At 64.3% G+C, this 25,787-nt stretch carries 18 protein-coding genes; 9 read left to right on the top strand and 9 right to left on the bottom strand.

Features of this window, described 5'->3' with window-relative positions:
* Positions 1 to 134 precede the first annotated feature (134 nt).
* The 4 genes from BGP02_RS22100 (at position 135) to BGP02_RS22115 (ending at position 5,148) form a co-directional block, all read left to right on the top strand.
* Entirely contained in the window at positions 135 to 1,340 is a 1,206-nt protein-coding gene (locus tag BGP02_RS22100; RefSeq protein ID WP_017233869.1) for a cation:proton antiporter, read from the top strand.
* A gap of 3 nt (positions 1,341 to 1,343) precedes the next feature.
* Positions 1,344 to 2,459, top strand: coding sequence for a YbdK family carboxylate-amine ligase (locus BGP02_RS22105; protein WP_261939538.1), 1,116 nt, complete (start codon positions 1,344 to 1,346; stop codon positions 2,457 to 2,459).
* A 1,433-nt stretch (positions 2,460 to 3,892) separates the two neighbouring features.
* A complete protein-coding gene (locus BGP02_RS22110) occupies positions 3,893 to 4,534 on the top strand; it encodes a MarR family winged helix-turn-helix transcriptional regulator (protein ID WP_051060175.1) in 642 nt (213 codons plus the stop codon).
* A 161-nt stretch (positions 4,535 to 4,695) separates the two neighbouring features.
* Complete coding sequence (locus BGP02_RS22115) at positions 4,696 to 5,148, top strand: SET domain-containing protein (RefSeq protein ID WP_017233866.1); 453 nt, start codon at positions 4,696 to 4,698, stop codon at positions 5,146 to 5,148.
* Between the two features lie 43 nt (positions 5,149 to 5,191).
* On the opposite strand, the gene BGP02_RS22120 is transcribed toward BGP02_RS22115, so the two are convergent.
* Complete coding sequence (locus BGP02_RS22120; protein WP_017233865.1) at positions 5,192 to 5,497, bottom strand: 4a-hydroxytetrahydrobiopterin dehydratase; 306 nt, start codon at positions 5,495 to 5,497, stop codon at positions 5,192 to 5,194.
* A gap of 289 nt (positions 5,498 to 5,786) precedes the next feature.
* Positions 5,787 to 6,632, bottom strand: coding sequence for a phenylalanine 4-monooxygenase (gene phhA / locus BGP02_RS22125; protein ID WP_051060174.1), 846 nt, complete (start codon positions 6,630 to 6,632; stop codon positions 5,787 to 5,789).
* A 141-nt stretch (positions 6,633 to 6,773) separates the two neighbouring features.
* On the opposite strand from phhA, the gene BGP02_RS22130 reads away from it, so the two are divergent.
* Positions 6,774 to 7,265, top strand: coding sequence for an Lrp/AsnC family transcriptional regulator (locus BGP02_RS22130; RefSeq protein WP_017233863.1), 492 nt, complete (start codon positions 6,774 to 6,776; stop codon positions 7,263 to 7,265).
* 149 nt (positions 7,266 to 7,414) lie between these two features.
* Here BGP02_RS22130 and BGP02_RS22135 read toward each other — a convergent pair whose 3' ends face one another.
* Complete coding sequence (locus tag BGP02_RS22135; protein ID WP_017233862.1) at positions 7,415 to 7,930, bottom strand: FUSC family protein; 516 nt, start codon at positions 7,928 to 7,930, stop codon at positions 7,415 to 7,417.
* Between the two features lie 196 nt (positions 7,931 to 8,126).
* On the opposite strand from BGP02_RS22135, the gene BGP02_RS22140 reads away from it, so the two are divergent.
* The 4 genes from BGP02_RS22140 (at position 8,127) to BGP02_RS22155 (ending at position 18,299) form a co-directional block, all read left to right on the top strand.
* Positions 8,127 to 14,159 carry an alpha-2-macroglobulin family protein gene (locus BGP02_RS22140; RefSeq protein WP_286799294.1) on the top strand — a complete coding sequence of 2,011 codons (6,033 nt, stop codon included), beginning with the start codon at positions 8,127 to 8,129 and terminating at the stop codon, positions 14,157 to 14,159.
* A 22-nt stretch (positions 14,160 to 14,181) separates the two neighbouring features.
* Positions 14,182 to 14,907: a lysoplasmalogenase gene (locus BGP02_RS22145; protein ID WP_017233860.1), complete on the top strand. Its 726-nt coding sequence runs from the start codon at positions 14,182 to 14,184 to the stop codon at positions 14,905 to 14,907.
* Positions 14,891 to 17,167 carry a penicillin-binding protein 1C gene (gene pbpC / locus BGP02_RS22150; protein ID WP_268567080.1) on the top strand — a complete coding sequence of 759 codons (2,277 nt, stop codon included), beginning with the start codon at positions 14,891 to 14,893 and terminating at the stop codon, positions 17,165 to 17,167. The genes BGP02_RS22145 and pbpC overlap by 17 nt, the downstream gene beginning before the upstream one ends.
* Positions 17,168 to 17,327: 160 nt before the next feature.
* Positions 17,328 to 18,299, top strand: a complete 972-nt coding sequence (locus tag BGP02_RS22155) for a delta(1)-pyrroline-2-carboxylate reductase family protein (RefSeq protein WP_017233858.1) — start codon at positions 17,328 to 17,330, stop codon at positions 18,297 to 18,299.
* Between the two features lie 70 nt (positions 18,300 to 18,369).
* Here BGP02_RS22155 and BGP02_RS22160 read toward each other — a convergent pair whose 3' ends face one another.
* The 6 genes from BGP02_RS22160 to BGP02_RS22185 all read right to left on the bottom strand — a co-directional run bounded on the left by BGP02_RS22160 (position 18,370) and on the right by BGP02_RS22185 (position 25,742).
* Positions 18,370 to 19,230: a heme ABC transporter ATP-binding protein gene (locus BGP02_RS22160; RefSeq protein ID WP_017233857.1), complete on the bottom strand. Its 861-nt coding sequence runs from the start codon at positions 19,228 to 19,230 to the stop codon at positions 18,370 to 18,372.
* A gap of 37 nt (positions 19,231 to 19,267) precedes the next feature.
* Positions 19,268 to 20,413, bottom strand: a complete 1,146-nt coding sequence (locus tag BGP02_RS22165) for a FecCD family ABC transporter permease (RefSeq protein WP_286799297.1) — start codon at positions 20,411 to 20,413, stop codon at positions 19,268 to 19,270.
* 50 nt (positions 20,414 to 20,463) lie between these two features.
* The gene (locus BGP02_RS22170; protein WP_502688507.1) at positions 20,464 to 21,297 is read right to left on the bottom strand and encodes a heme/hemin ABC transporter substrate-binding protein; all 834 of its coding nucleotides are present in this window, start codon (positions 21,295 to 21,297) and stop codon (positions 20,464 to 20,466) included.
* Positions 21,298 to 21,389: 92 nt separating this feature from the next.
* Entirely contained in the window at positions 21,390 to 22,517 is a 1,128-nt protein-coding gene (locus BGP02_RS22175; RefSeq protein WP_017233854.1) for a hemin-degrading factor, read from the bottom strand.
* 75 nt (positions 22,518 to 22,592) lie between these two features.
* Positions 22,593 to 24,977: a TonB-dependent hemoglobin/transferrin/lactoferrin family receptor gene (locus BGP02_RS22180; RefSeq protein ID WP_150563996.1), complete on the bottom strand. Its 2,385-nt coding sequence runs from the start codon at positions 24,975 to 24,977 to the stop codon at positions 22,593 to 22,595.
* A 303-nt stretch (positions 24,978 to 25,280) separates the two neighbouring features.
* The gene (locus BGP02_RS22185) at positions 25,281 to 25,742 is read right to left on the bottom strand and encodes an Lrp/AsnC family transcriptional regulator (protein ID WP_130027606.1); all 462 of its coding nucleotides are present in this window, start codon (positions 25,740 to 25,742) and stop codon (positions 25,281 to 25,283) included.
* Positions 25,743 to 25,787: the final 45 nt, after the last annotated feature.

Raw genomic sequence — 25,787 nt, forward strand, 5'->3', positions numbered from 1 at the left:
GGAAACCGAGTGTGGCAAAATGGGCCCAACCCTTCGGGTTCGTCGTGCATTTGTTCTTAATCTGCAACCCCGCGCGCGACTTTCTTTCCTTTCCACCACTTGATGCGCCGTCAAGCGGCGCAAAGCGAGCATTAATGACGTCGGAACTGTCCCTCTTTCCGGGCTGGCCGCCGACGCCCGATCCCGTTTTCTTCGCTGGGCTGGCATTGGTTTTTGCCGGACTCGCGGGGGAAATCTGTTTCCGGAGACTGCGCCTGCCGCGGATCACCGGTTACGCCGTGGTCGGGCTGGTCGGCGGTACCCTGGGTCTTTCCTCGATGCTGGACGCGCAGACGAGCGCGGCCATCCGGCTGCTGATCGATCTGGCGCTGGGTTTGTTGCTGTTCGAACTGGGCAGCCGCCTCAACCTGAAATGGATGCGGGCCAACCCTTGGATCATCGTTACCAGCGCGCTCGAAGCTTTGCTCACCTTCGTGGCGGTCTATGCCGTGCTGTGGGTGTTCGGGGTGGCGCCGCTGAGCGCAGTGCTCATCGCCGCCATCAGCATGGCGACCTCGCCGGCCGTGGTGATCCAGCTCAAGAACGAGCTGCGTGCCGAGGGGCAGGTAACGGAGCGTTTGCTGGCCCTGGCGGCGCTTAACAGCGTGTACGCGGTCGTCGCGGTGAAGCTTGTCTACGGATGGATGCACCAGGCGTATCACTCGAGCGTGTGGGTCGTCCTGTTTCATCCTTTGTACCTGCTCATTGGCTCGATCGTGCTGGCGTTCGTACTGGCCAAGGCGTGCAATCTGATCTTTCGCAAGTTCGGTAGCCAGGACCAGCATGCTTTCGTGATTCTCATCGGCCTGATCATGCTGATGGTCGCGCTGGTGCATATGCTCAAGTTACCGAACTCGCTCACATTGCTGCTTGCCGGGATCATTTTCCGAAATCTGGATGAGCGTCCGCAGCTTTGGCCCGCGTACTTCGGCACGGCCGGCTGGTTGCTTGCGGTGGTGCTCTTCGTGCTGACGTCGCTGGCGTTCCGGTGGGAATACGTCGTGATCGGCGGTCTGGCCGCGGCAGCCATCATCGTGGTGCGCGGCATCGCCAAGGTGGTGGGCACGGTCGCCGTCGCCCATCAGGCGGGGATCAGTTACAAGCAGGCCGTCGCGCTCGGGTTGTCGTTGTGCCCGATGGCCAGTCTCGCGTTCGTACTCGTTGCCGACACGTACGACATTTACCCGCAGTTCGACCCGACGCTCAAGGCCGTGGTGATGTGCACGGTCGCAGCACTGCAACTGGTCGCGCCGCTGGTGGTTTATTGGGCGTTGGCCCTGGTCGGTGAACGGAAGGATTAAACCATGTCATTAGAAGCATTCATTCCCTCGAAGCCGTGCACTTTCGGTGTGGAGCTGGAGATGCAGATCGTCAATCGCCACGATTACGATCTGACCAAAGCCGCCGCCGATCTGATGCGGCTCGTGGCCAAGGAGACACACCCGGGCGAGATCAAGCCAGAGATGACGGAAAGCATGATCGAGCTGTCGACGGACATCTGCCATCGACATAGCGATGCCGTCGCGCAGCTGGGCCGGGTTCGAGACGTGCTGGTGGCGGCGAGCGAGCAGCTCAACGTTGGCTTGTGCGGCGGCGGCACCCATGCCTTTCAGCGCTGGAGCGAACGTACGATCTATGATTCGCCACGTTTTCACTTCCTGTCCGAGTTATACGGCTACCTGGCCAAGCAGTTCACGGTCTTCGGCCAGCACGTGCACATCGGCTGCCCGGATCCGGACAGCGCCTTGTACCTGCTGCACGCCATGTCGCGCTATATCCCGCACTTCATCGCGCTATCGGCCTCATCGCCCTATGTGCAAGGTGTCGACACGGGCTTCCACTCGGCACGTCTGAACTCGGTGTTCGCGTTCCCACTCTCGGGCCGCGCGCCATTCGTGCTGAAGTGGGAAGACTTCGAGACGTACTTCGACAAGATGGTGAAAACCGGCGTCGTCGAGAGCATGAAGGACTTCTACTGGGATATTCGGCCGAAACCGGGTTTTGGGACGATCGAAGTGCGAGTCATGGATACCCCCTTATCGGTCGGCCGCGCGGCCGCTATCGCCTGTTACATCCAGTCCCTGGCCCGTTATCTGCTCGAGGAGCGTCCGTTCGTGCTGAGCGAGGACGATTACCTCGTCTACACGTTCAATCGCTTCGAAGCTTGCCGCTTTGGGCTGGAAGGGGCTTACGTCGATCCTCAGACCGGCGAGCGCACCACATTGGGGCATCACATCATGCGGACGCTGGAGATCATCAAGCCGCACGCGGCGGTGCTGGAGGCCGAAGCAGCCTGCGAAGAAGTCCGTCAGCTTGTCGCATCCGGCAAGAACGACGCTGTTTGGCTGCGCGACGTCCACGGGGAAGCCAAGTCACTCAACGAAATGGTTCGCCAACAATGCTTGCGATGGGCCGCATGAACTGAGGCCTTGGCCGACGGGCCGGACTGGGTACCGTCGGTCTCTGGACGCGATCGTTGTTATGCGATCGGTGTGAGGAACCCCGCCTTGGCGGGGTTTTTTCTTGCCCGTACGTTTTGCAACCGTCCAGCACGCGCTACCGGGCAGCAAACGTTTCCGCTTAGTCCCACCCACGACGCGCCGTGTCCCGGCGCCGTTGGCCGAATCGTGCATCGCAAGCGATGCGTTTTCCACGATTCAGGCTGAGCGCGTTTTGCCGATTTTGCGTCGCCCATAGCAAGGTTTTAAGGTTTTAATAGGTTTACTGTATGTATACATAGTAGTAGTTAACAAAGGCGGCCCACTCCTGTGGATAACCACAGTTAACGTTGAGTAAACAGAAAGTTGCCCGAATGAGAACTGGATGGAAAAACAGCGGGTATCCCAAGAACAACTCGGAACAGTTTTTGGCCTTGTGGAAAGATTCGCGAGTTATCCCGAACCCATGCACAACCAGTCCGACAGGTTATCCAGAAAGTTATCCACAGGCGCCTAAATATTGTGCAGGACACCCTCGAAAACGGGGTTTTGTGGATAATTTTGACGTTCCTGCGTTAGCCGAACGGTTCGCGGATACAATCTCGCCACTTTGAAATGTGACTTGGCGTGCGTGGTGCAAGAAGTGAAAGATGCTGGTTTTGCTGAATGTAACGAGCGAGATCGTTGGTACTGTCAAATTCTTCAATTCGCGTGTCCGGAAGGGGCCTCCTGCGGACACGTTGCCCCGCACTTCCCTCCAGTTTCCTGCGCAGCACCTCCCTCGCCGATTGGCGATTTACGGTCGCGTTTCAAATGATTCGCATGTCGTTGGACGTTTGCTACGAAACGCAGGGCATCGGGTACGCTCACGCCGCATGTCGGATGGCGCCGAAATGTCTCGAAAATCGAGTGGATTTTCACAAGATCGTTGTCCGCGATGGTGGCCCGTGGGTGGGATCGCTAAGGTCTGCGAGCCATGTCTGGCGAGGCTTTGCCGATGTGCGCGGCGATCGTGCGGGATGCGAGGCGGTTCCCAACGGCCGCTGCGGGCGACGCCTGCTCGATCTGCCGTGTAATTGGCATGGGATGCGAAATGTTTTTCCCAATTTGATCCTTCGCAAAGCGAGTGCGCAGGACACCAATATTTTGTAAACATCTTGAGTAGGATTTGGGAGATCAGTACAAGAACTGATACGCCAAAATCAAACTCAGAACACACAATGGAATCGTGGTGGGGCGGTGGGTTCAACAGCGACTTGCCGTCGCGTATCGACACGGAAGTGGCTTAGGGTTTCCCCCGGGCGGGGCGCCGACATGGATGCAAGGCAATGACGAGACGTGTGATGCACCGCCCGTAAGTTCATTTGACAAGCTGTTTTACTGACGTATAGTTTTTAGAAATCCTAACGAAAATCATGGCTACTCCGACCCCACTAGATGAAGCGCTGCCCAAGCGCGTGACAGCCGGTTTGTTGCGCATGGGAACCGCGTTACGGAGCCACGCCTGGGAGGGCGCGGCAATGGCTGGATTGACGCCGACGCAGGGCGAGATTCTGACGCTCTTGCTCTCGCGTGGCGTGCCGATGCGATTGGGCGAGATTGCGGAGGATGCCGCACTCACATCGGCCACGGTCAGCGAGGCCGTAAGCACGTTGGAAAACAAGGGTCTGGTCGAGAAGCGTCGCGATGCGAACGACGGCCGTGCCCTGGCGCTGCGTCTGACTGCGCGCGGCAAGACGGCAGCAAAAAAGGCGTCGCAATGGCCGAACTTCCTGACCACGGCGTCGGAATCGCTGGGCGAGAAGGAATGTGCCCAACTCTACCGAACGCTCGTCAAGCTGATCTTCACGATGCAGGAGCGGGGCGACGTACCACCGCAACGCATGTGCCTGACGTGCAGCCACTTCGAAGTCTCGGCGCGCGGCAAAGGCCAATACCACTGCGATCACTTCAATGTGACGTACGACGATTCGCGCCTGCCGCTGGACTGCAACGCGCATGAGGACGCCGACATCGCCATGCAGCGCAAAGTCTGGAAGCTGTATAGCAAAACCTGAGCGGCTGACCGGCATTCGTCACGCGCAGGCGGCGCGAGCCAGGGGGAGAACGTCATTCGGTACCGGGTGACGTTTTTTTTCGTCGACGCTTGTCACGCACATGAGTGTCGCCTGCCTGTACACTGCGCTTTTTTGCATCCACGAAACCTCATCGCACAGAGATGGCAGCCAAGCGCAGAATCGAAGTCAGGAAGTCCGGCGTCCACGGTAAGGGGGTGTACGCGCTCAAGCGTCTCAAGAAAGGGGATCGCGTGATCGAGTACAAGGGCGAGATCATTTCGTGGCGTGAGGCCTTGCGCCGCCATCCTCACGATCCGGCCCACCCGACGCACACCTTCTACTTCAGTCTGGAAGACGGACGATGCATCGACGGCAAGGTCGACGGCAACAACGCCCGCTGGATCAACCACGCCTGCTCACCCAACTGCGAAGCGCGTGAAGAGGGCGAACATGTCTATATCTATGCCGTGCGCGACATCGAGCCTGGCGAAGAGTTGTTTTACGACTACGGTCTGGTGATCGACGCGCGCTACACGGCAAAACTGAAACGCGAATACGCTTGCCACTGCGGTACCAAGGCGTGCCGTGGCACGCTGCTCGCACCGAAGCGCTGAACGCGTCGGGCGTTACCCGCGGCAGCAAGCGCGCAGCGGCAGGTCAGTTGGAGGCGCGATCGCCTGCGAACTGGTCGATGGCCACGGCCAGATCGACATCGCGTTGGGTCAGGCCGTCGGCGTCGTGCGTCGAGAGGGTGATGTCTACCCGGTTATAGACGTTGAACCACTCTGGATGGTGGTTCATCTTCTCGGCCTTGAGCGCGACCTGAGCCATGAAGCCGAAGGCCTCATTGAAGTCGTGGAATGTGAAGCTGCGCTGGATGGCGTCGCGTCCGACCACCTGGTGCCACTCTGGCAGCACTTCGGTCAGGCTGGCGCGTGCCTCGGAGGAGAGTCGTGTTGTCATGGCATTCCTTTCAAAGCGTTCAGTGCAAATCGGGCCAACGGGCATGCACCGACGCCGGCATGGCGTCAGTGATGGCTGCGTACGGTTGTCAGGAGGGTTGTCGGCTGGGCCGCACGCAGCGCCCACGAAGCGGCAGGGTTGCCGGTTCATGCGACCTATTGTTTCACAGGCGAGCTGGGCGTGTGCGTGAGCCCTGTCCTATAACGCGAAGGGTCGGGACATAAGACCGGGCGCCAGGAGGCGTCGAACGACAGGCCGCGGCGCGACCCGGGGCCTGCCAGACCGTGCATCATGCCGGCAACAGGATAGGTGTGTCGTCGGTATGGCGGGCGTTGGCCTCGAATGCCGGCTGCTCGGCAAACGTTTTGAACAGCGTGGGCAGGTCGGCACGCATGGCGTCGAACAGTTGGGCGAAGTCGTCGATCACGAAGTACGTCTGCTGGAATGTGTCGATGCGGTATTGCGTGCGCAGTACCCGCTCGAGCGAAAATCCGAGCCGATTCGGCGCGCGCGAGGTCAGCGAGAAGTCGGTTTCGCCGCGGCTCGAGACAATTCCGGCGCCATAGATGCGCAGGCCGTCGCCGTCGCGCATCAGGCCGAATTCGACGGTGTACCAGTACAGACGGGCGAGCAACGGGAGTGCCCCCAGCGATTGCGCGACCTTGCCGGCTTTGCCGTAGGCTTGCATGAAATCGGCGAACACCGGATTGGCGAGCAGCGGCACGTGACCGAAGACGTCGTGAAAGCAGTCGGGCTCTTGCAGGTAGTCGAGCTGGTCGGGACGGCGCATCCACCACGTCGCCGGGAAGCGGCGGTTTGCGAGATGCTCGAAAAAGACATCGTCCGGCACGAGTCCGGGTACGGCAACGACCTGCCAGCCGGTCGCCGCCATCAGTTTTTCGTTCAGGTGTTCGAACTCCGGCACGCGACGCGCGTCCATGTCGAGGGCGCGAATGCCGTCCATGAACGCATCGCAGACCCGGCCCGGCAGCATCGCCGTTTGACGTTCGTAGAGTTGCTGCCACACCGCGTGATCGACCGCGCCGTATTGATCGACGGGTTGTTCAATGGTGAAGTCGGGCCGGGTCGTGAGACCGGCATCGAATTGCTCTCGGAGCATGGCAGTAAGGGACATGATGCGAACGACTCAATCAGGCAGTGACAGTGATTGAAAGTGTAGTGCGCATGGCATGCGAAATGGGCGCATAATGCGCCTGTGGTGAAAGTCGTTTGCATAAATTTCGCATAAAAATGTGAATTATTGCGGAGAATCGTCATGCTTGTTCTGGATCACTTCGATTTGGCTCTTCTGGACGCGTTGCAGAAGGAGGGGCGTGCCACGCACCATCAGTTAGCGGAGCACGTGGCGCTTTCCGCGTCGCAGATAGGCCGCCGCCTGCAGCGGCTCGAGGCTGAAGGCGTTATCGAGGGATATCGTGTGGTGCTGCGACCCGAAGCGTTGGGTCTGGCCGTGACGGCATTCACGACGTTGCGTCTGCAACATCATGGCGATCAGGTCATCGAACGTTTTCAGGCGGAAATCGATCTGTTGCCCGAAGTGCTCGAGTGTCACGCGGTGGTTGGCGAGGCGGATTACCTGCTGCGCATCGTGGTGCCGGATCTGAATGCCCTGTCGGCCTTCGTCATGAAGCGGCTGATGCAGGTGCCGGGCGTGGAGAACGTGCGCTCGAACATCGTGCTCAGCGCTTTCAAGCGCAGCAATGCGCTGCCGCTGCACTATCTGGCGAACCGACAATCGTCTCGCTGAGCGGGCGCGGCGCCACGCCGCCTCGCATCGCTATTTTCCCGCCCTTTGCCGGATGTCCCGGCATGTCCCTGCGCGCTTGGGGCAGGCGTTCGCTTGTCCGATCGATGGATCGGACGGCAAGCCGTTTGCGCGGCCTTATGTTCGACGGCTCAGTCAGTGGGCATCAACCAGGGCTTCACGTAGCGCCCATAGATTAGCGACTGAATGAGCGCGACAGTGGAGCCGATCAGCACTTCGATCACGCGCAACATGGCGAGGCTGAGCTCCTGATGCAGCCCTTGCCCCTGTCCGCTCAACGCTGCCGACATCAGAATGACCACGGTGGCCGGGCCCAGACGCCAATTGGCCGGATAGTTCTGCACCAGCATTGCAGCCAGCGTGGCCAGCGTGATGCCCACAAGCATGGCCGCCAGCCCGGGCCCGAAGACGAGTAAGACGATGCAAGCGATGACGGCCCCGGTGATCGTGTTGATCGAGCGCGCCTTGAAGTTGCTGCGCGCCTGCATCGGGTCCGGTTCGGTCACGATGATGAGCGAGATCATTGCCCAATAAGGCTCTGGAAAGCCTGCCGCCCGCAGGCCGAACCAGACGATCAGCGAGCCGCTAAGAATCTTCACCAGATAGACCAGTGCGTTCTTCTTGGGGTGGAGAATGGCTAGAGACATGACGCGCCCACGTTGCGAACATGGAAAGGTGCCAGTGTGACATAGGCGAATCCTGGAACCCAACCCAGAAGATTCCGCCTCGGTCGAGCGGCCGATCCGAAATGCGGTTTCCCGATGTGCATGGGAAGGGAAACGGTTCGAAATGCCAACGACTGCGGGGTAGAATCGCCTGACCAGAACTCGGGAGGAGACCGGCATGCAAAGCCGAACGCAACGCGTCTGGCCGGCCGCGCCGTGGGTGTGGGCGGTGCTGTGTCTTGGTGGGTTCGCCGCGTCGCCCGTGCAGGCGGCGCGCGTCACGAGCGTCAGTCCGCAAGGCGAGGTCGCGAGTGTGGACCAGGTCGTCGTGAAGTTCGACGAAGCCATGGTGCCGGTGGGCGATCCGCGCGCGCAGGCGCCAGCCGCCGTGAAGTGCACCGACACGTCGCTCGCAGGCGAGGGCCATTGGCTCGAACCGAAGATCTGGGTCTACGATTTCAAGTCGTCGCTGCCGCCGGGTGCGAAATGCTCGGTGGAGCTGCGCGGCGGGTTGTCCGCCGTCTCGGGCGCCGCGCTGTCGGGCACCACGCGTTACGCGTTCAACACGGGCGGCCCGGCCGTCACGTCCATCCGTCCGTCGTACGGTCCCATCGACGAAAACCAGATCTTCATCCTTACGCTCAATGGCGCGGCGCAGCCCGCCAGTGTGATTCAACACGCCTGGTGCGAAACGGAAGGGGTTGGGGAACGCATCGGCGTGAAGGGAATCGAGGGCGGCACGCGTTTGGCGTTGCTCAAGCGTTTCAGTCTGGAGAAGCAGGCAGCGCGTGTCGTCATGCTGCAATGCAACCGAACGCTTGCGGCGGGCGCCAAGATGCATCTGGTGTGGGGCGCGGGTATCACCACGCCATCGGGCGTGCCAACGAAGCAGGCGCGACGTTTTGAATACGACGTGCGTGAACCGTTCACGGCCAGTTTCAGTTGCGAGCGCGAGAATGCGAACGCGCCCTGCACGCCGTTGCGGCCACTGCGTCTGACGTTCAACTCGCCCGTTGCGCGCGACATGGCGGCCAAGATTCGTCTGCATGGCGCGGGTGCCGAACGGTCGCCGACGTTCAGCGATTCGGATCGCACGTCCAGTGTGAGCGATGTCACCTTCAACGCGCCGTTCCCCGAGAAGGCCGAGCTGACGATCTCGCTGCCGAAAGGATTTACGGACGACAGTGGCCGAGCGCTCGACAACGCAGGCGAATTCCCGTTGAAGACGAAGACAGCGACGATGCCGCCGCTGGCCAAGTTCGCGGCCGCGCCGTTCGGCATTGTGGAGCGCTTTGCCGAGCCCGGCATGCCGCCGATGCTGCCGGTCACGCTGCGCAAGGTCGAGCCTGCGCTGCAGATCAACGGGCTGGGGGTGGCTGGCGAGGCCGCGAAGACCGGCGGGGGCGGCGAGAGCGGGCGCACCCTGCAACTGCGGGTCGACGACGACGCCGAGGTCATGAACTGGATGTCGCGCGTGCGCCGATTCGACGAAACGACGATGACCCGCAAGCAGATTGCGCAGGCGATGCCGTCGATTCTTACTGCCCCGGCGGCCAATGTGGCGTTCGGGCCGAATGCCGCGGTGATTGTCGAGGACAAGATCACGCGTTATGACACGCGCAGCCTGTCGTTGCTGTCCGGATGGCCTGGCGTCCAGGCGTTGACCCTGCCCGTGCCCAAGGAGAAAGATCCGCGCCCGTTCGAAGTGGTCGGCATTCCATTCCAGAAGCCCGGCTTTTATGTCGTGGAGTTGGCCTCGCCATCGCTCGGGGCGGCCCTGTTGGGCAAGTCGTTGCCGATGTACGTACGCACGACGGTGCTCGTCACCAATCTTGGGGTGCATTTCAAGATGGGCCGCGAGAATGCCATTGCGTGGGTGACGACGCTGGACAAAGGCCAGCCGGTGGCCAATGCGAAGGTGCGAGTGCTCGATTGCGATGGCAGCGAAGTGGCGAGCGCCGTGACCGACAAGACGGGCGTGGCGAAGATCGACAAGTCGCTCGAGCGATACCGGTACTGCGAGAAGACGATGCGCTCGGGGTACTTCGTGGTCGCCCGCACGCAGGGTAACGATCCCGACATGGCGTTCGTGTCTTCCGACTGGGATCGCGGCATCGAGCCCTGGCGGTTTCATGTGCCGACCGACGGTGGCAGCAGTCCCACCGTGCGCGCGCAAACGGTATTCGACCGCGTGCTGTTCCGCGTTGGCGAAACGGTGTCGATGAAGCACTTCATCCGTCAGGAAACGATGCAGGGGCTGGTGTTGCCCGCGAGTCTGCCGTCGCAATTGACGATCACCCATGAGGGTTCCGGACAAACCTACACGCAGCCCATCAAGTGGCGCAATGGACGGCTCGCCGAAAACACTTTCCAGATTCCACAGGGCGCGAAGCTTGGCGAGTACGCGGTGACGCTCGACTACACGGAGGCGGATTCGCGTCCGAAGTCGTATCCATCATCGCTCGACGCGGGGCATTTCCGCGTGGAGGCTTTCCGTCTGCCGGTGCTGGCCGGATCGATTGGTGTGCGCGATGCCGCGAAGTCACCGCTCATCAACAAGACCGAAGCCCCGGTAAATGTGCAGGTGAACTACGTGGCGGGTGGCCCGGCGGGCAACTTGCCGGTGCGCGTCTCGGCGTTGTTGCGCGTGCGAGACATGACCTTCGACGGGTACGACGATTTCAGCTTCACGCCGTACCGTCCGCCGTCGGCGCAATCGGGGGCCGATGACGGGGATCAGGGCAATGACGAGAGTGCGGGAGCGAGCGATCAGAAGCTGGTCGCCGACAAGCAACGGCTTGTGCTCGACAGAAACGGTGCAGGTAATCTGACGCTCAAGGACTTGCCCAAGGTCGACCGTCCAAGCGATCTCGTGCTCGAGGCGAGCTTCGCGGATCCGAACGGCGAAATTCAGACGCTTCGGGGCAATGCCACGTTGTGGCCCGCGAATCTCATCACAGGCGTGCGCAGCGAGAGCTGGGTGTCGGTGACCCACAAGCTTCCGGTGAAGGCGCTCGCGCTTGATTTGCAGGGCAAGCCGAAGGCCGGGGTGGCGATGGACGTGCGCGCCGAGGCGCGGATGACCACCAGCAGTCGCAAGCGCATGGTGGGGGGGTTCTATGCGTACGACAACCACACCGAGGTCAAGGATCTCGGCACGGTGTGCAGCGGCAAGACGGACGAGCGCGGTTTGCTGGCGTGCGACGTTTCGCTCTCGCAGCCGGGCGAAATTACGCTCGTGGCACAGGCCAAGGACGACAAGGGCAATCTGAGTACGTCGACAACGAGCGTGTGGGTGACGGGACGCGGCGAGGTCTGGTTCGGCGGTGACAATACCGACCGGATGGATGTGCTACCGGAGCGCCGGGCTTACGAGCCGGGCGAGACGGCCAAGCTTCAGGTGCGCATGCCGTTCCGCTCGGCAACGGCGCTCGTCGCGATCGAGCGCGAAGGCGTGATCCAGACGCGCACGATGGAGATCTCCGGCAAGGACCCCAGCATTTCGCTCAAGGTCGAACCCACCTGGGGCCCCAACGTTTACGTGTCGGTGCTCGCGGTGCGGGGTCGAATCCATGAAGTGCCCTGGTACTCGTTCTTCCAATGGGGCTGGAAGCAGCCGCTGGAATGGTTCCGGGCGTTTTGGTACGAGGGCCGGGAGTATCAGGCCCCGACGGGGCTGGTGGATCTGGGCAAACCGGCCTATCGCTTCGGCTTGACCGAGTTGCGTGTAGGCACGGCGGGGCAGCGTCTTGGCGTGGAAGTAAAGCCGGACGCGGCGACGTACCCGGTGCGCGGTCATGCCAAGGTGCGCATCAAAGTCACGCAGCCGGACGGCAAGCCTGTCGTGGCCGGCACCGAGGTTGCCGTTGCGGCCGTCGACGAGGCGCTGCTGGAGCTGGCGCCGAATACCAGCTGGAATCTGCTCGATGCCATGTGGCAGCGTCGCAGCTACGGCGTGACGACGGCCACCGCGCAGATGGAGATCATCGGACGCCGCCACTACGGTCGCAAGGCCGTACCGGCGGGCGGCGGCGGCGGCAAGAGTCCGACGCGCGAGCTGTTCGACACGCTGCTGCTCTGGCAACCGCGCGTCGTGCTCGACGACAAGGGCGAGGCGAGTGTGGACGTGCCGCTGGGCGACGCGCTGTCCAGTTTCCGCATCGTGGCCGTGGCCGATGATGGCAGGCCCGGTGCGCAGGCGCTTGGCTGGTTCGGCACCGGGACGGCGACCATTCGCACCACGCAGGACCTGCAATTGATCTCGGGTTTGCCGCCGCTGGTGCGCGAGGGCGACATGTATCGTGCCCAATTCACCGTGCGCAATACCACGCAACATGCGATGCAGGTGCAGTTGACCGCACGCGCCACGCAACTGACCCTGGCACCGCAGCGGGTTGACGTGCCGGCCGGCGAATCGCGTGAAGTGACGTGGGACGTGACGGCGCCTGCCGGACTGGCGGACACGCGTGCCCAACGCGTGTTGTGGGAAGTCAGCGCACGGGCACCGGCGACGGGCACGGCGCCCGCCGCGAGCGATGCCATCAAGGTCGGGCAGGACATTCAGCCGTCGTTGCCTGCGAGCGTCCAGCAGTCGGTGCTCACGCAGGTGGAAGGCAGTCTGACGCTGCCCATGGCACCGCCAGCGGGCGCGGTGGCAGACAGCACCGGAAAGTTGCGCGGCGGGGTTCGCATCAGCCTGCAACCGCGTCTGTCGCAGGGATTGCCGGGAGTGAAGCGCTGGTTCGAGGTCTATCCGTACGGTTGCCTGGAGCAACTGGCGTCGAAGGCGATCGGCATGCGCGACACTGCGCAGTGGAAACGGGTGATGGGCACGCTGCCGTCGTATCTCGACGACGACGGGCTGGCGAGCTACTTCCCGCCGCAAGAGGGTTTTGCGAATCAGGGCAGCGATACGCTCACTGCCTATCTGCTGGCCGTAAGCAGCGAAGCGAAGGCGCTCGACCCAGGCTATGCGTTGCCGGACGACGCGCTGGCACGCATGGAGGACGGACTGACGGCGTTCGTCGAAGGGCGTCTCACGCGCCGCTTCTGGGCCCCGCGTGACGACCTGACGTTGCGCAAGCTGAGCGCCATCGAAGCGTTGTCCCGGTACGGTCGGGCAAGCGCACGCATGCTGAGTTCGCTCACCCTCGCGCCGAACGACTGGCCGACGTCTGCGGTCATCGACTGGTACGCGATCCTGCAGCGCCTGCCCGACGCGCCACAGCGTGCCGAGCGCATGGCGCAGGCCGAGCAGATCCTGCGGGCGCGTCTGTCATATCAGGGAACACGTGTGGGTTTCTCCACGCAGGCAAGCGACGGGCTCTGGTGGCTGATGGTCGGCCCCGAGACTAACGCGGCGCGGCTGGCGTTGCTGATGAACGCGAACCCGGCATGGAAGGACGAGATGCCGCGTCTCGTGATCGGCCTGCTGGGACTGCAGTCGCGCGGGGCCTGGTCGACGACCACGGCGAACGTCTGGGGCGGTTTGGCCGTGGATCGATTCTCGGCACGATTCGAGCGCGACACGCCGACGGGACACACGGCCATTCAGTGGCAGCGCGACAACCAGACGAGCGGCAGCGTGCAAACCGTCGACTGGGACAAGCTCAAGGCAGGCACCGTGCCGCCGGCCGTCTCGTTGCCATGGTTGAGCAACGCGGCAGCCGGAAAGGACAGCGCGCGCGATGTATTGCGCCTGGATCAGACGGGCGCCGGCAAGCCTTGGGCAACGATCCAGAGCCTGGCCGCCGTTCCGCTCAAGGCGCCGTTCTCCGCCGGCTATCGCGTGACGCGCAGTGTTCAAGTGCAGGACGTCGCCGATCGTTCGGGAGATCGCTTCGTGCGTGGTGCGGTATTGCGCGTGCGTCTGGATATCGACGCGCAGGCCGACATGCGCTGGGTCGTGGTGAGCGATCCGCTGCCTGGCGGGGCGACAGTGCTGGGTGGCGGGCTTGGACGCGATTCGGTCATCGCCACGCAAGGCGAGAAGAGCGAAGGCGCCACGCCCGCTTTCGAGGAGCGCGCGCAGGACACCTACCGTGCCTACTACGATTACCTGCCGAAGGGGCAGCATCGGATCGAGTACACGGTGCGGCTGAACAACGTCGGCACGTTCGCGACACCGCCAACGCGGGTCGAGGCGATGTACGAACCGGCGATGTACGGCGAGACGCCTAACGCGCCGGTGCAAGTGGTGCCGGCGAAGTAATGACGAATGGGGGCGCACTGTCATGACGTCGAACTTCTTTGACCCGGCGGCGGCGCTGCCACGAGAGGCGCGCCGCTTCTGGTGGCTGGCCGCGATTGCGGGCGCCGCCTATGCGTTGGCGTTGCGCGGCGCACCTTATGCCGACCAGGGCATTGCAAAGGTGCTGTTGTGTGCATTGTTGTTGTTCGCGGCGCTTTACCACCGGGTGCCGCGCGAGCGGGTGTGGCTTTGCGCGGCGCTGATCCTGTCGGGCGCGGGTGACGTGCTGCTCGCCTCGCCGACCTTGGCGCAAGGTTTCATTCTGGGCCTTGGCGCATTCCTGCTGGCCCATCTCGCGTATTTCGTGTTGTTCTGGCGCTTGCGGCGCCCTTGGGCGAAGGTGCCCGGTTGGCATCGCGTCGCCATCGTGCTGGTGTGGGCGGCGGCGGCGCTGGCGTACGCGATGTACTGGCCGGGAATGGGGGAACTCAAGGCACCAGTGGCGTGCTACGTGATCGTGCTGGCGATGATGGCCTCGGCGGCGCTGCTGGCCGACCTGCCGAGCGAATGGGCCGCCGTCGGCGCGCTGCTTTTCACGGTCTCGGACGCGCTCATCGGCACCACGCGCTTCGTGGGCCCCATCATGGCGCAGGAGTACGCCATCTGGATTCTTTACGCACTCGCGCAACTGATGCTCGCGGCCGGCATCCTGGCAGTGCGTCCCGCGGATTTGTCGCAACCGGGTGAGACGCATGTGCGCCGTGATTGAACATCGGGGCTGGGGCGTTGGCCGTCAGGTCGTGTTGAGCGTTGCGCTGATGCTCGGGGCATTTCTGTCCCCGGCACCCGCGCGCGCCGTCCCGTCGTTTGACGAGGTGCATCGTGACTGGCGCGCGTCGGACTGGATCCTGCTGGATCGTCGCGGCGAACCCTTGCAGCGCCTGCGGGCCGACATGCAGGCGCAACGCGGCGACTGGGTAACGCTCGCCGATGTCTCGCCCGCTTTTCGCGAGGCGTTGATCGTTTCCGAGGACAAGCGCTTTTACGAGCACAGTGGCGTCGATTGGCGCGGCGTGGCCGCCGCCGCGTGGGGCAACCTCTGGCACACGCGCACGCGCGGCGCCTCCACGCTGACGATGCAGTTGGCGGGGCTGCTCGACGACGATCTGCGACCGAGTACCCGCAATCGATCCGTTTCGCAGAAGATCGGTCAGGCGGCAACGGCGTTGTGGCTGGAGCAGCGCTGGCGTAAGGATCAGATTCTCGAGGCCTATCTGAACCTCGTGCCGTTTCGGGGCGAGCTCGTCGGCATCTCGGCCGTCTCGCAAACGCTGTTCGGCAAGTTCCCCAGCGGACTCGACGCGCGCGAATCGGCGTTGGCCGTTGCGCTGCTGCGCGCGCCGAACGCGCCCGCCGCGCGCGTGGCGCAGCGCGCCTGCGGCATTCTGCGTGACATGAGGCAGGCGTCTGACTGCAACGGCCTCGATGGCTACGCGCAACTCGTGTTTTCGCGACCGGCAAGCGTCATGACGACGCGCGATGCCGTTGGCCTTGCACCGCATTTCGCGCGTCGAGTGTTCAGCGCGAGTCGTCCGCCCGCGGGCACGCGAATTGTCAGCACGCTGGACGCAAATCTCCAGCGCATGGCGGTGACCACCTTGCAGCAGACGCTGCGCGAGCTGGGCACGCCGGGACGTTCGCGCAACGTGCAGGACGGGGCCATTGTCGTCATCGATAACGCAAGCGGCGACATTCTCGCGTGGGTTGGTTCCTCCGGGCCATTGTCGTCGGCGGCGCAGGTCGATGGCGTCACGTCGCTGCGACAGGCCGGCTCGACACTCAAGCCATTTCTCTACGCCCAGGCGATTGCGGAGCATCGCCTGACGGCAGCGTCGCTCCTCGACGATTCTCCCATCGATCTGCCCACGGGGGGCGGCCTGTACATTCCGCAGAACTACGATCATCACTTCAAGGGCTGGATCAGCGCGCGTACGGCGCTGGCCTCGTCGCTGAACGTGCCGGCCGTGCGCACGCTCGTGATGGTCACACCGCGCAGGTTCGCCCAGACGCTCGTGTCACTCGGCTTGCCGCTCACGCAAAGCGGCGACTTCTACGGCTACAGTCTCGCGCTTGGCAGCGCCGACGTGACACTGCTCACGCTCGCGAATGCCTATCGCGCGCTCGCCAACGGAGGCACCGCCAGCGGCGTGAACGAGCGCATGCCGGCGTCGGTACGCCCGCGCGCGGGTGACGTCACGAAAGCGCGCGCGAGGGAGGTGATGCCCACGACCGTCTTTTCGCCGCAGGTGAGTTTCATCGTCTCTGACATGATCGCCGACCGGCAGGCGCGCACCCGCACGTTCGGGCTCGACAGCCCGCTCTCGACGCGCTACTGGACCGCCGTGAAGACGGGCACCAGCAAGGACATGCGCGACAACTGGGCCGTCGGGTACTCGCGACACTATACGGTCGGGGTGTGGGTGGGCAATGCCGACGGTGCGCCGATGTGGGACGTCTCCGGGGTGTCGGGAGCCGCACCGATCTGGCATCGCCTCATGGACTATCTGCATCGACGCACGGCGAGCCTGCCGCCCACGCCGCCGCCCGGACTTGAGCATGTTGCGGTGCAGTACGCCGAGCGCGTTGAACCTGCACGCGACGAGTGGTTCCTTCGCGGAACGTCGCAGCGCACAATCGTGCTTTCCTCGCTCGCGACCAAAGCGCCCGGCGGACCGCTCTGGCGAATTGCCGGGCCGCCCGACGGCACGATCGTGGCGCTCGACCCGGATATTCCGCCGGCGAACCAGCGTCTGTGGTTCCAGGTGGCGGCCGCCTGGCCGAAGGGGGCGGCATGGCGGCTCGACGGCAAGCCGCTTGCGGGCCGTGCGCGTGTGGGGTGGCTGCCGTGGCCGGGGCGTCACACGCTCGAACTCGTCGATGCTGCCGGAGCAATGCGTGACCGCGTGCACTTCGAAGTGCGCGGTGCGACGCTCGACGATGGCAAGCGCATGCGCAATGCGAGTCGCTGAGCGCATGTGCGCTGCATCGCGAATAATTTTTGATGCGGCAGACGCGTTCACGCGATGCAGGCTACACTCGAATCAGACCTGCCAATGCGTGACGCAATGTGACGGCGACGAGCGCGCCGCCGCCCGACAATGACGCACGCCCCGGAGCGGAGACATATCGATGATCACGCTGGATGCGCGTCAAACCGCACAGTTGTTGCCGTACCCTCAGTTGGCCGACGGCATCGAGGCCATGCTCATGGAGATGCGCGCGGGCACCGCGCGCGCGCCCGCGCGTCTGCATTTCGCGTTGACCGAACCGGAACGCGGCCGCCGTGGCGGTGTGCTGCTGGTGATGCCCGCCGCCAATCGCGATGTCGCGATGACCAAGCACATCACCGTGCATCCGGAGAATTGCCGTGCGGGAAAGCCTTCCATCATCGGTGAGGTGATGGTGTTCGATCCGCATACCGGAGAGCGATTAATGTTGCTCGACGGGCCCACCATCACCGGTCGACGCACGGCCGCCGTGACGCTGTTCGCCGCCCGCAAGTTCGCGCCGCGCCCCAAGGGACCGGTGTTGATCGTCGGAGCGGGCGTGCAGGCGAGGGCGCACCTGGAAGCGTTTGCCGCAGGCATGGGCACGCGGCACTTCATGATCTTTTCACGCAGCGCGGAGCGCGCCCACGCGCTCGCGGAACATGCCGCTACGCTTGGTGTGGAAGCGACCGTGGTCGACGCGGTGGAGCCTGTGCTGAACACCGTGAGCATCGTGATTGCCGCGACCACCAGCAGCGAGCCTGTGCTGCCCGATAGCGACGTGCTGCGCTGGCGCGACGACATCTTCGTCGCGGGCGTCGGTGCGTTCCGTCCGGACATGCGCGAGTTGCCGCCGCAGCTGTGTCGCGACGCCGCCGTGCGCGGCACGCTCGTCGTCGATACCTGGGAGGTCAAGCACGAAGCCGGCGATCTGCTGCATGCGGCCATCGACTGGGGACGTGCCGCACCGTTGCTCGACGCCATCATCACCCCTGATCGCTTCCGTTCGAGCGGGCCGGTGATTTTCAAGAGCGTGGGCTACGCCCTGTGGGATCTCGCCGCCGTCTTGTGCGCACGCGCGAATCTCGCAAAGGACGGCGTGCCCGCTGCCTGAGCGGTCTGACGCCGTTGGGATGAACGGGGTTGGGCCCAGGTCGCGCCGACGCGTGAACCGCGTGGCGTGTTCACGCGGGCAATGCGAAGGGCACGCCTGCGGATGCGGCTTTGAGCCTTGGATAGCCGGGCAATGTCTCAGGCGTCATCACGTGCACCGGCAAGCCGAGCGTTGCCTCGATGAGGTCGGCGCGCATCACGTCGCGAGGTATCCCTTCTGCAAGAATGCGTCCGTTGGCAAGCAACGCCATACGGTCCGCGTGACGCGCCGCGAGGTTGACGTCGTGCACGATGGCCATCGCACCGAATCCCCACGTTGCGGCAAGTTCGCGCGTGAGCGAGAGCAGGTGATGCTGATGCGCCAGGTCGAGCGCCGCCGTCGGTTCGTCCAGCAGCAGATAGCGCGGCACCGACGGGGCCGAAGCCTCGTCGTCGGGCCATAGCTGCGCAAGGACTCGTGCAAACTGCACTCGCGCCCATTCCCCGCCAGACAAGGTCATCACGTCACGCTGCCGTAGCGGCAGCGCCCCCGCGCGTTCCAGCGCGAGCGTCGCGATTTCCGTATCGCTCGCGACGGTCTTGCCGGAGGCGTCCCGTCTGTGCGATTTCGGGTAGGGCAGACGCCCCATCGCCACGATATCAAGCGCACTGAACGGAAACGCCAACTGCGCCGTTTGCGGCAGCACGGCACGCAAGCGAGCCAACGCCGCCGGGGCGTATTGCGCGAGCGGCGCACCGTTGAGCGTGATGTCGCCGCGCATGTGCGTGCGCGTGGGCAGCGGATCGCCGGCCATCGCCTTGAGCAGCGTGCTCTTGCCCGCGCCGTTGCGGCCAAGCAGCACCAGCAGTTCGCCGGGACGGATGTCGAGCGACAGGCCGTCGAGCACGGGCGAATCGGTGTGGGCAATCGTGAGGTCGTGTGCACTGAGCATGGCGATGTCCTGTTCTATCAGACCGGATCGATGAGCGTCATAGCCCAAACTGTCCGCGGCGTCGCCACAGCAGCATCAGGAAGAACGGCGCGCCGAGCAGTGCCGTGAGAATGCCCAACGGTAACTCGGCCGGCGAAACCCAGGTGCGCGCGACCAGATCGGCAAGCAACGTCAGGATCGCACCGAAGAGCGCGGCTGCCGGGAGCACGGCGCGCGGGTCGGGCCCGACGACCAGCCGCACGATATGCGGTGCGATCAGGCCGATGAATCCGATCATGCCGCTCGACGCGACCAGCGCACCGATGCACAGCGCGCATGCCACCATCACTCGACGCTTGACCGACTGCACGGCGACGCCCAGATGCAACGCCTCCGCTTCGCCCAGCAACAAGGCGTTCAGCGAGCGGCACTGTGTGGCGAGCGCGACGATCCCCAGCGCGACCGGCCATACGATTACGCCGAGCATCGGCCATTGCGCGCCGCCGAGACTGCCGAGCGTCCAGAAGGTGAGCGTGCGCAACTGCGTATCGTCGGCGAGGTAGGTGAGCAAACCGATGGCCGCCCCCGAGACGGCATTGATCGCAATGCCGGCGAGCAACAGCAACGGCAGGGCGAGGCGACCGCGTCCCGCGGCCAGACGGTAGACGAGCGTGGTGACGCCAAGCGCGCCGACGAACGCCGCCACCGGCAGCAACCACAGGCCGAGCGACGCCGCGAGCGCCGCCGGAAGCAGAACACCGCCGAGGACGATCACCCCTGCCGCGCCCAACGCCGCACCGCTGGCCACGCCGATCAGTCCGGGGTCGGCGAGCGGGTTGCGGAAGAGGGCCTGCAACGCGGCACCGGCGGCGCCGAAGCCCGCGCCGACCAGGATACCGAGCACGATGCGCGGCAGGCGAATCTGCAACATGACGTTGCGTGCCTGGTCCTGCGCGAAGTCCCCCGTGGCGCCCCGGAACAGCACAGCAATCGCTTCTCCGGGCGCGATGCGATAGGCCCCGCCGCACAGCGCAGCGAGCACCGCGACGGCGAGCAAGGCGGCCAGTGCCGTCATGACGCACCATCGTGGCGGGCGGCGTCGCACCGTGCCGGTGTGATGCAGTGTGGCGGCAACGGTCGTGGGCCGTCCCGCTTCAGAGGGGCGTGATGGCAACGACTTTGGTAGCGCAGGCGCGGCTGGCATAGTTTCGTTTGCGGGCGAATGGCGGATTTCGGGATAGCCTTGGCGCATGGTCAAACGGTGTGCACGCGCAGCGCGAGATCGGCGACCGCCAGCGGCAGTCGCGGACCGAAGCCGAGCAGATACAGCGCATCGAAGCTCACCACGCGTTTGGCGCGTCCGGCGGGTGTGTTCGCGAGCCCCGGTTGTGCGAGCAGCGTTACCGCGGGATCGGCGGGCGATGGCCCGGTTGTGGTCGTGAGCAGCACGTCGGGCTGGGCCGCGACGGCCGCTTCCGCCGTCAGCGGCCGGTAGCCGGTGAAGCCACGCAACGCATTCTCCGCACCGGCGTAGGCGAGCATGGCGTGCGCCGCTGTGTCTTGCCCCGCCACCATCACCTGGTTGCCCATGTGGCCGAGGATGAACAGCACGCGTGGGCGGCGCGCGATGCCATACCGTTGTTCGACGTCGTCGCGAACGCGCAGCCAGTCGGCGGTAAAGCGGTCCGCCACACGTGCGCCGTCCTTGGGCACGCGCAGAGCGGTGGCAACGGCGCGAATGTTGTCGATCACTCGCTCGGCGGTATAGCCGTGTACGAAGCGCTCGACAGGCACGCCCGCCGCCGCGATCTGCGACAGCACGTTGGGCGGACCCGCTTCCGCGCCCGCGAGCAGCAGGTCGGGACGCAGCGAGAGCACGCCTTCCGCCGACAAGGTGCGCAGGTACCCGATCTTGGGCAGCCGGGTGGCCGCTTCCGGATACAGGCTCGTCAGATCGTTGGCGATCACGCGATCCTGCGCACCGAGCGCGTAGACGATTTCGGTGAGTGCGCCGCCTGCGACCACGACGCGCTTCGGACCGCCTCGCCCAGGCGCCTCAGGCGTCGTTGCGTTGGCCTGCGCCGTCATGACTCGCGCGCCCAGCCACGCGCCGGCTGCCAGCGCAGCGCTCCTGGTCAACAGCGCGCGCCGCGAGGCCCCGCGTGTGTCGATCGGGCGGTTCACGTCGAAGTCTCCGTGACGCCTTGTGCGTCTTCCGCGTGCGACGCATGCCTCACTCGAGCGAGCGTCTCGCGCCAGTCGTCGCGCTCGGCCTGCCCGGGCTTGCGCTCACCAAAGAACATGGCGATCACCATGCCCGAGGCATCGAGCAGTTCCAGCGAGGTGACGATGCCATCTGCTGTCGGCTTGCGCACGATCCAGGCCGAGTCGACGAGGTCTTCACGCAGATGCAGGTTGAAGCCCGGATCGAGCACATTGACCCACGGACCCATGACGCGAATCGTCGTGACTGGCCCCGTGTGGATCTGGATCATGCCCGCGTTGCCGACGAACACCATGATCGGCAGGGCGGTGCCGGCGGCATCGTCGAGCAACGCGCGCACCGATGCCGCCCTCACGCGCTGCGCATGACCTTCGGGGGCGAGACGCAACGCTTGGGCGCGCGACACTCGGTGCCGCTTGAGCAGTTCGAAGAACTGATGGGTGTCGGTCATGGCCAGCCAGTCGCGCTGGAAGGCGGCGGCGTCGATGTCGGCGTCGGGCGTCTCGGCCTTCGGGGCGTCGGCAGCGACGACGTGCTGACCCGGCGTCTGGTCGCTCGCGCGAAAGCGGGCGACGAGGGCGTCATACGCAAGCGCGTCGCTGTGATCGCGCAGGAACATCTTGTGCACGGCAGTGCCGGTCTTGTCGAAGAACTGCAACGAGCGGCGGGGGCCGTTCTCCGTCGGCGTTTCGACGGCATACCCGAACGCCCATTGGTGATAGAAGACGCGCAGGTCGAGGTCTTTGCCGAGCCCCAGGCCAATGGTGCCCGTGTGCGAGAGCTTCTCGTACTGACCGTCCTTTTCGTGAACCGCGGCGTTGTTGCGCGTGAGCGCCATCACGCGCCCCAGCGCGGGCAACGCTTCGACAATCTCGATGAACTCGGGACGCAGCCTCACGACGTGCTCGCCGACGAACGCCGCGACCGTCTCGCCTTCGGAGACGCCCAGGGCGGCGGCGGCGTCGCGATCGCGCAGGTTCCGTTCGGTCTTGACGCGGTGGAAGTCGCTGCGCAGACGGGTGACGTCGGCGAGCGCGGGGAACGCCGGGCGGGCGGCGGGAGTAGCGGTTTGCGTGTTCATCATGGCGATTCCTTGGTGGCGGGGATTGCGTTCGTTGCGTGATGGCGGGTGCGCCGTTGCGAGTCTCGAGCCGTCGAATCAGTACTGAAGCTTCAGGCTCACGGCCACGCTGCGGCCCGGTGCCGAATACGCGTCCTTGAGCGTTGAGCTATCGGCGAGGCCGCGCACGTCCGACCAGTTCCAGGCCTTGCGGTCGAACACGTTGTAGATGCCGGCGTAGAGCGTCGCGGACTTGTTGAGGCGATAGCCGCCCGACAGGTCGAGTACGACCGACGACGGCGGCGCCCAGCAGGTCTGGTTCTGCTGCGTGCCCGAGGTGCAGGTTTTCGCGATCTGGCTTTGTGCCTTCGCGGCCTGAAAGAGCAGGTCGGCTTGCGCGAACCACGTCGTGTTCGGCTCGTAGCGCACGCCGAGCACCATCGAGAACGGATTGACGGTGTTGAGCGGCTGGGTGGCGGCGCCGTTGTTTTGCGTCGTGCCGTGTGTGTAGGCCATCGCCGTGCGCAGCGTCACGCCGCCCTGGAGCGCCCACGTGGCGCGGCCCTCCCAGCCCTGGATGCGGGCACGGCTGTAGTTCACGTACTGATAGATGAGCGGATCGCTCGGGCGGCCCGAGCCGCTGATGTTCTGCTGCGAGATGAAATTGCGGTAGTTGCCGGCGAAGACGGCGGTGCTGTAGGTGACGGGGCCGAGCGTGGTGGCGAGGCGTCCGCGCAACCCCAGCTCTAACGTGTCGCTCGTCTCGGGCTTGAGGTTCGGGTTCGCGATCGACATGTAACCGAAGATCGGATTCGAGAAGCCGTTGTTGACCTGATCGGGCGTTGGCGTGCGGAAGCCGCGTGCGTACTGCACGTACGGAATCAGCGAAGGGGCTATCTCGTACATGACCGCCAGGCGCGGCGAGAACGCGCCATCGTTCGACGAAGTCGGTTGAACGCGCGCGCCGGAGGCCGTCTGCGACACATACAGCGGATCGTTCTGCTTCGGCGAGAGCCAGTAGGCGTCGTAGCGAATGCCCGGTGTGACGCTCAGCGCGCCGTAGCGGATCTCGTCCTGCGCGAAGGCGCCGAACAGTGTGTAGTCGGTGTCCGGGAACGCCTTGTTGGGGAACGACTCGCCCATGCCGGGCACGGTGCCGTTGCGATAGCTGGTGATGTACGCGAGGCTCGCGTCGGCGCCGTACACGAACTTGTGCGCGAGCGGGCCGGTCGTGAAGTGGCTTTCCGCCTGCACGGCGCCGCCGACGGTGCGCTCCTTGTACGTGTTGTCGCGCGTGCGATCGCCCGCCGTGCGTTGCTCGTACGCGAACTGGCTGTTTTTCGCGTCCTGGAAGTACAGCAGCGCGTGCGCGTTCTGGACATAGGCCTGCGACGCGTCGTTGAAGTCGTAATCGAGGCTGACGCGGTTGCGTTCTAGACGATCGCTCGTGGTCAGACCCAGCGTCGTGGGCGGATTGATGGCCGACAGAACGCTCGCGTCCACCCTACGGCGCACGGTCTCGCCCGTGAGCTTGAACGTCGAGCGGGGCGTGGCCTTGAAGACCAGTTTGCCGAGCACGGAGTCGCCGTTGCTGTCCTGCGGGTTGGCCGTTGTGCGCGACGTGCTGGCCGAGTTGTTGGTGCCCTTGCCGTCGAGTTCGTGGCCCTTGTTGCCGTCGACGATCACCATGCCCTGCCACTGCTCGCCGCCCCACGCGGCCTGGGCGGTCGTGCCGAAACTGCGGTCTATCGAGTTGTAGTAGGGACGCAGAGAGAAGTAGGTCGACTTGCCGAAGACATCAAGCAGGTCTTGCGGATCCTTGGTGAGGAAGTTGACGACGCCGGTGAGCCCGTCGCTGCCGTAGAGCGAAGAGGCGGGGCCGCGCAGGATTTCGATGCGGCGCAGCACGTCCATGCTCATGTAATCACCGCGACCCGCTTCGAGCGGACCGAACGCATAGCCGGACGGCATGCGGATGCCGTCTTCGAAGAGCGCCACGCGGTTGCCTTCGAGGCCACGAATGTTGATGCTCGAATTGCCGTCGCGACCGCCGCCGGCGGCCGCCGATGCGGGTCGATACGGTGCACGGCGCACCGTGACGCCTGGCTCGTAGCGCAGGGCCTCCTTGATGTCTTGCGCTTGTTGTTCTTCGAGATCCTGATCGGTAATGACCGAAATCGACGCCGGGGTTCGATCCGCTTCGGTCGGCGTGCGCGTCGCCGTGACGTTCACCTCCCGCAGATTGGCTTCAGCGAGCTGCAAGGGCGTGTTGGGCGAGGCTTGCGCGAGTTGAAGCGTCTCAACCGACTGGGCTGAGCCCGTGCTCGAGGCCGGTTGCGCGAAGACCGCGGGCGACCAGAACGCAGCAAGCACCGCCCCTGCGAGCGGGCGAAGACGCCATCGACGCGCACGATCGCGTTGTAAATCTTCGGATCGGATCGAGCCGTGGGTGCCGAATTTCCGGCCACCCCGGCGCGTTGACATGACAATAGCGCGGCCCCCGCCGCTTGACGACTGCTTCACTGCTGGCTCCCAGAGCAAGAAAACCCCGTTGCTGGCTGGCAAGCGCTCGTGGCAATCGTCGTGTTCCGCGTGTCGTTATCGAGGCTCGGGAACACGCCGGCAGGCGCGGCTGGCGAAAGATCTCACGTCCTGCGGCCGGATAGGTTCGGCCTTGAGACGAAGATGTTAATAAGAATCATTTGCATTATTAACGAAGAACGACCGACGCGTCAAGGGGCGAGGTGACGCGATGTCAATGAATGGGAAGGGGATGAAAGCCGCGCGTCAGATCGGCAGGCTCGTATCGAACTTGATTTCACGCAGCACGACGCTGGTCTTGACGTTGGCCACCGCGGGCAGACGGAAGATGTGTTCGTGCAGGAACGCGTCGTAGGCCTTGATGTCGGGCGCCACGATTTTGAGGATGTAGTCGGCTTCGCCCGTGGTGCTGTAGCACTCCGTCACTTCCGGGCAGGTGCGGATTTCGCGCTCGAACTGCTCCGTGCCGCCCTCCGTATGGCGGGTGAGTTGTACGTGGGCCAGGGCGCATACGTGCAGGCCGAGCTTTTCCCGATCGAGCAGCACCGTGTAGCGCTGGATCACGCCGCTTTGCTCCATGTCCTTGATGCGCCGCCAGCACGGAGTTGCCGACAACCCCACGTTATCCGACAGCTCCTGCGCCGAGCGGCGCGAGTCGATCTGCAACAGTCGCAGAATCTGGCGCGCAAAATTATCGAGTAATTCCATTTCTCAAAACCGCCGTTTACGAAATGAACGTTTCTTATTGTGCGC

The sequence above is a fragment of the Pandoraea sp. 64-18 genome, assembly GCF_001899225.1.
GTDB lineage: Bacteria > Pseudomonadota > Gammaproteobacteria > Burkholderiales > Burkholderiaceae > Pandoraea > Pandoraea cepalis.

What these genes read in the sequence shown, in the direction of transcription:
- BGP02_RS22100 (WP_017233869.1), top strand. Translation starts at nt 135, where the DNA reads ATGACGTCGGAACTGTCCCTCTTTCCGGGCTGGCCGCCGACGCCCGAT.
- BGP02_RS22105 (WP_261939538.1), top strand. Translation starts at nt 1,344, where the DNA reads ATGTCATTAGAAGCATTCATTCCCTCGAAGCCGTGCACTTTCGGTGTG.
- BGP02_RS22110 (WP_051060175.1), top strand. Translation starts at nt 3,893, where the DNA reads ATGGCTACTCCGACCCCACTAGATGAAGCGCTGCCCAAGCGCGTGACA.
- BGP02_RS22115 (WP_017233866.1), top strand. Translation starts at nt 4,696, where the DNA reads ATGGCAGCCAAGCGCAGAATCGAAGTCAGGAAGTCCGGCGTCCACGGT.
- BGP02_RS22120 (WP_017233865.1), bottom strand. Translation starts at nt 5,497, where the DNA reads ATGACAACACGACTCTCCTCCGAGGCACGCGCCAGCCTGACCGAAGTG.
- phhA (WP_051060174.1), bottom strand. Translation starts at nt 6,632, where the DNA reads ATGTCCCTTACTGCCATGCTCCGAGAGCAATTCGATGCCGGTCTCACG.
- BGP02_RS22130 (WP_017233863.1), top strand. Translation starts at nt 6,774, where the DNA reads ATGCTTGTTCTGGATCACTTCGATTTGGCTCTTCTGGACGCGTTGCAG.
- BGP02_RS22135 (WP_017233862.1), bottom strand. Translation starts at nt 7,930, where the DNA reads ATGTCTCTAGCCATTCTCCACCCCAAGAAGAACGCACTGGTCTATCTG.
- BGP02_RS22140 (WP_286799294.1), top strand. Translation starts at nt 8,127, where the DNA reads ATGCAAAGCCGAACGCAACGCGTCTGGCCGGCCGCGCCGTGGGTGTGG.
- BGP02_RS22145 (WP_017233860.1), top strand. Translation starts at nt 14,182, where the DNA reads ATGACGTCGAACTTCTTTGACCCGGCGGCGGCGCTGCCACGAGAGGCG.
- pbpC (WP_268567080.1), top strand. Translation starts at nt 14,891, where the DNA reads ATGTGCGCCGTGATTGAACATCGGGGCTGGGGCGTTGGCCGTCAGGTC.
- BGP02_RS22155 (WP_017233858.1), top strand. Translation starts at nt 17,328, where the DNA reads ATGATCACGCTGGATGCGCGTCAAACCGCACAGTTGTTGCCGTACCCT.
- BGP02_RS22160 (WP_017233857.1), bottom strand. Translation starts at nt 19,230, where the DNA reads ATGCTCAGTGCACACGACCTCACGATTGCCCACACCGATTCGCCCGTG.
- BGP02_RS22165 (WP_286799297.1), bottom strand. Translation starts at nt 20,413, where the DNA reads ATGCCAGCCGCGCCTGCGCTACCAAAGTCGTTGCCATCACGCCCCTCT.
- BGP02_RS22170 (WP_502688507.1), bottom strand. Translation starts at nt 21,297, where the DNA reads ATGACGGCGCAGGCCAACGCAACGACGCCTGAGGCGCCTGGGCGAGGC.
- BGP02_RS22175 (WP_017233854.1), bottom strand. Translation starts at nt 22,517, where the DNA reads ATGATGAACACGCAAACCGCTACTCCCGCCGCCCGCCCGGCGTTCCCC.
- BGP02_RS22180 (WP_150563996.1), bottom strand. Translation starts at nt 24,977, where the DNA reads ATGTCAACGCGCCGGGGTGGCCGGAAATTCGGCACCCACGGCTCGATC.
- BGP02_RS22185 (WP_130027606.1), bottom strand. Translation starts at nt 25,742, where the DNA reads ATGGAATTACTCGATAATTTTGCGCGCCAGATTCTGCGACTGTTGCAG.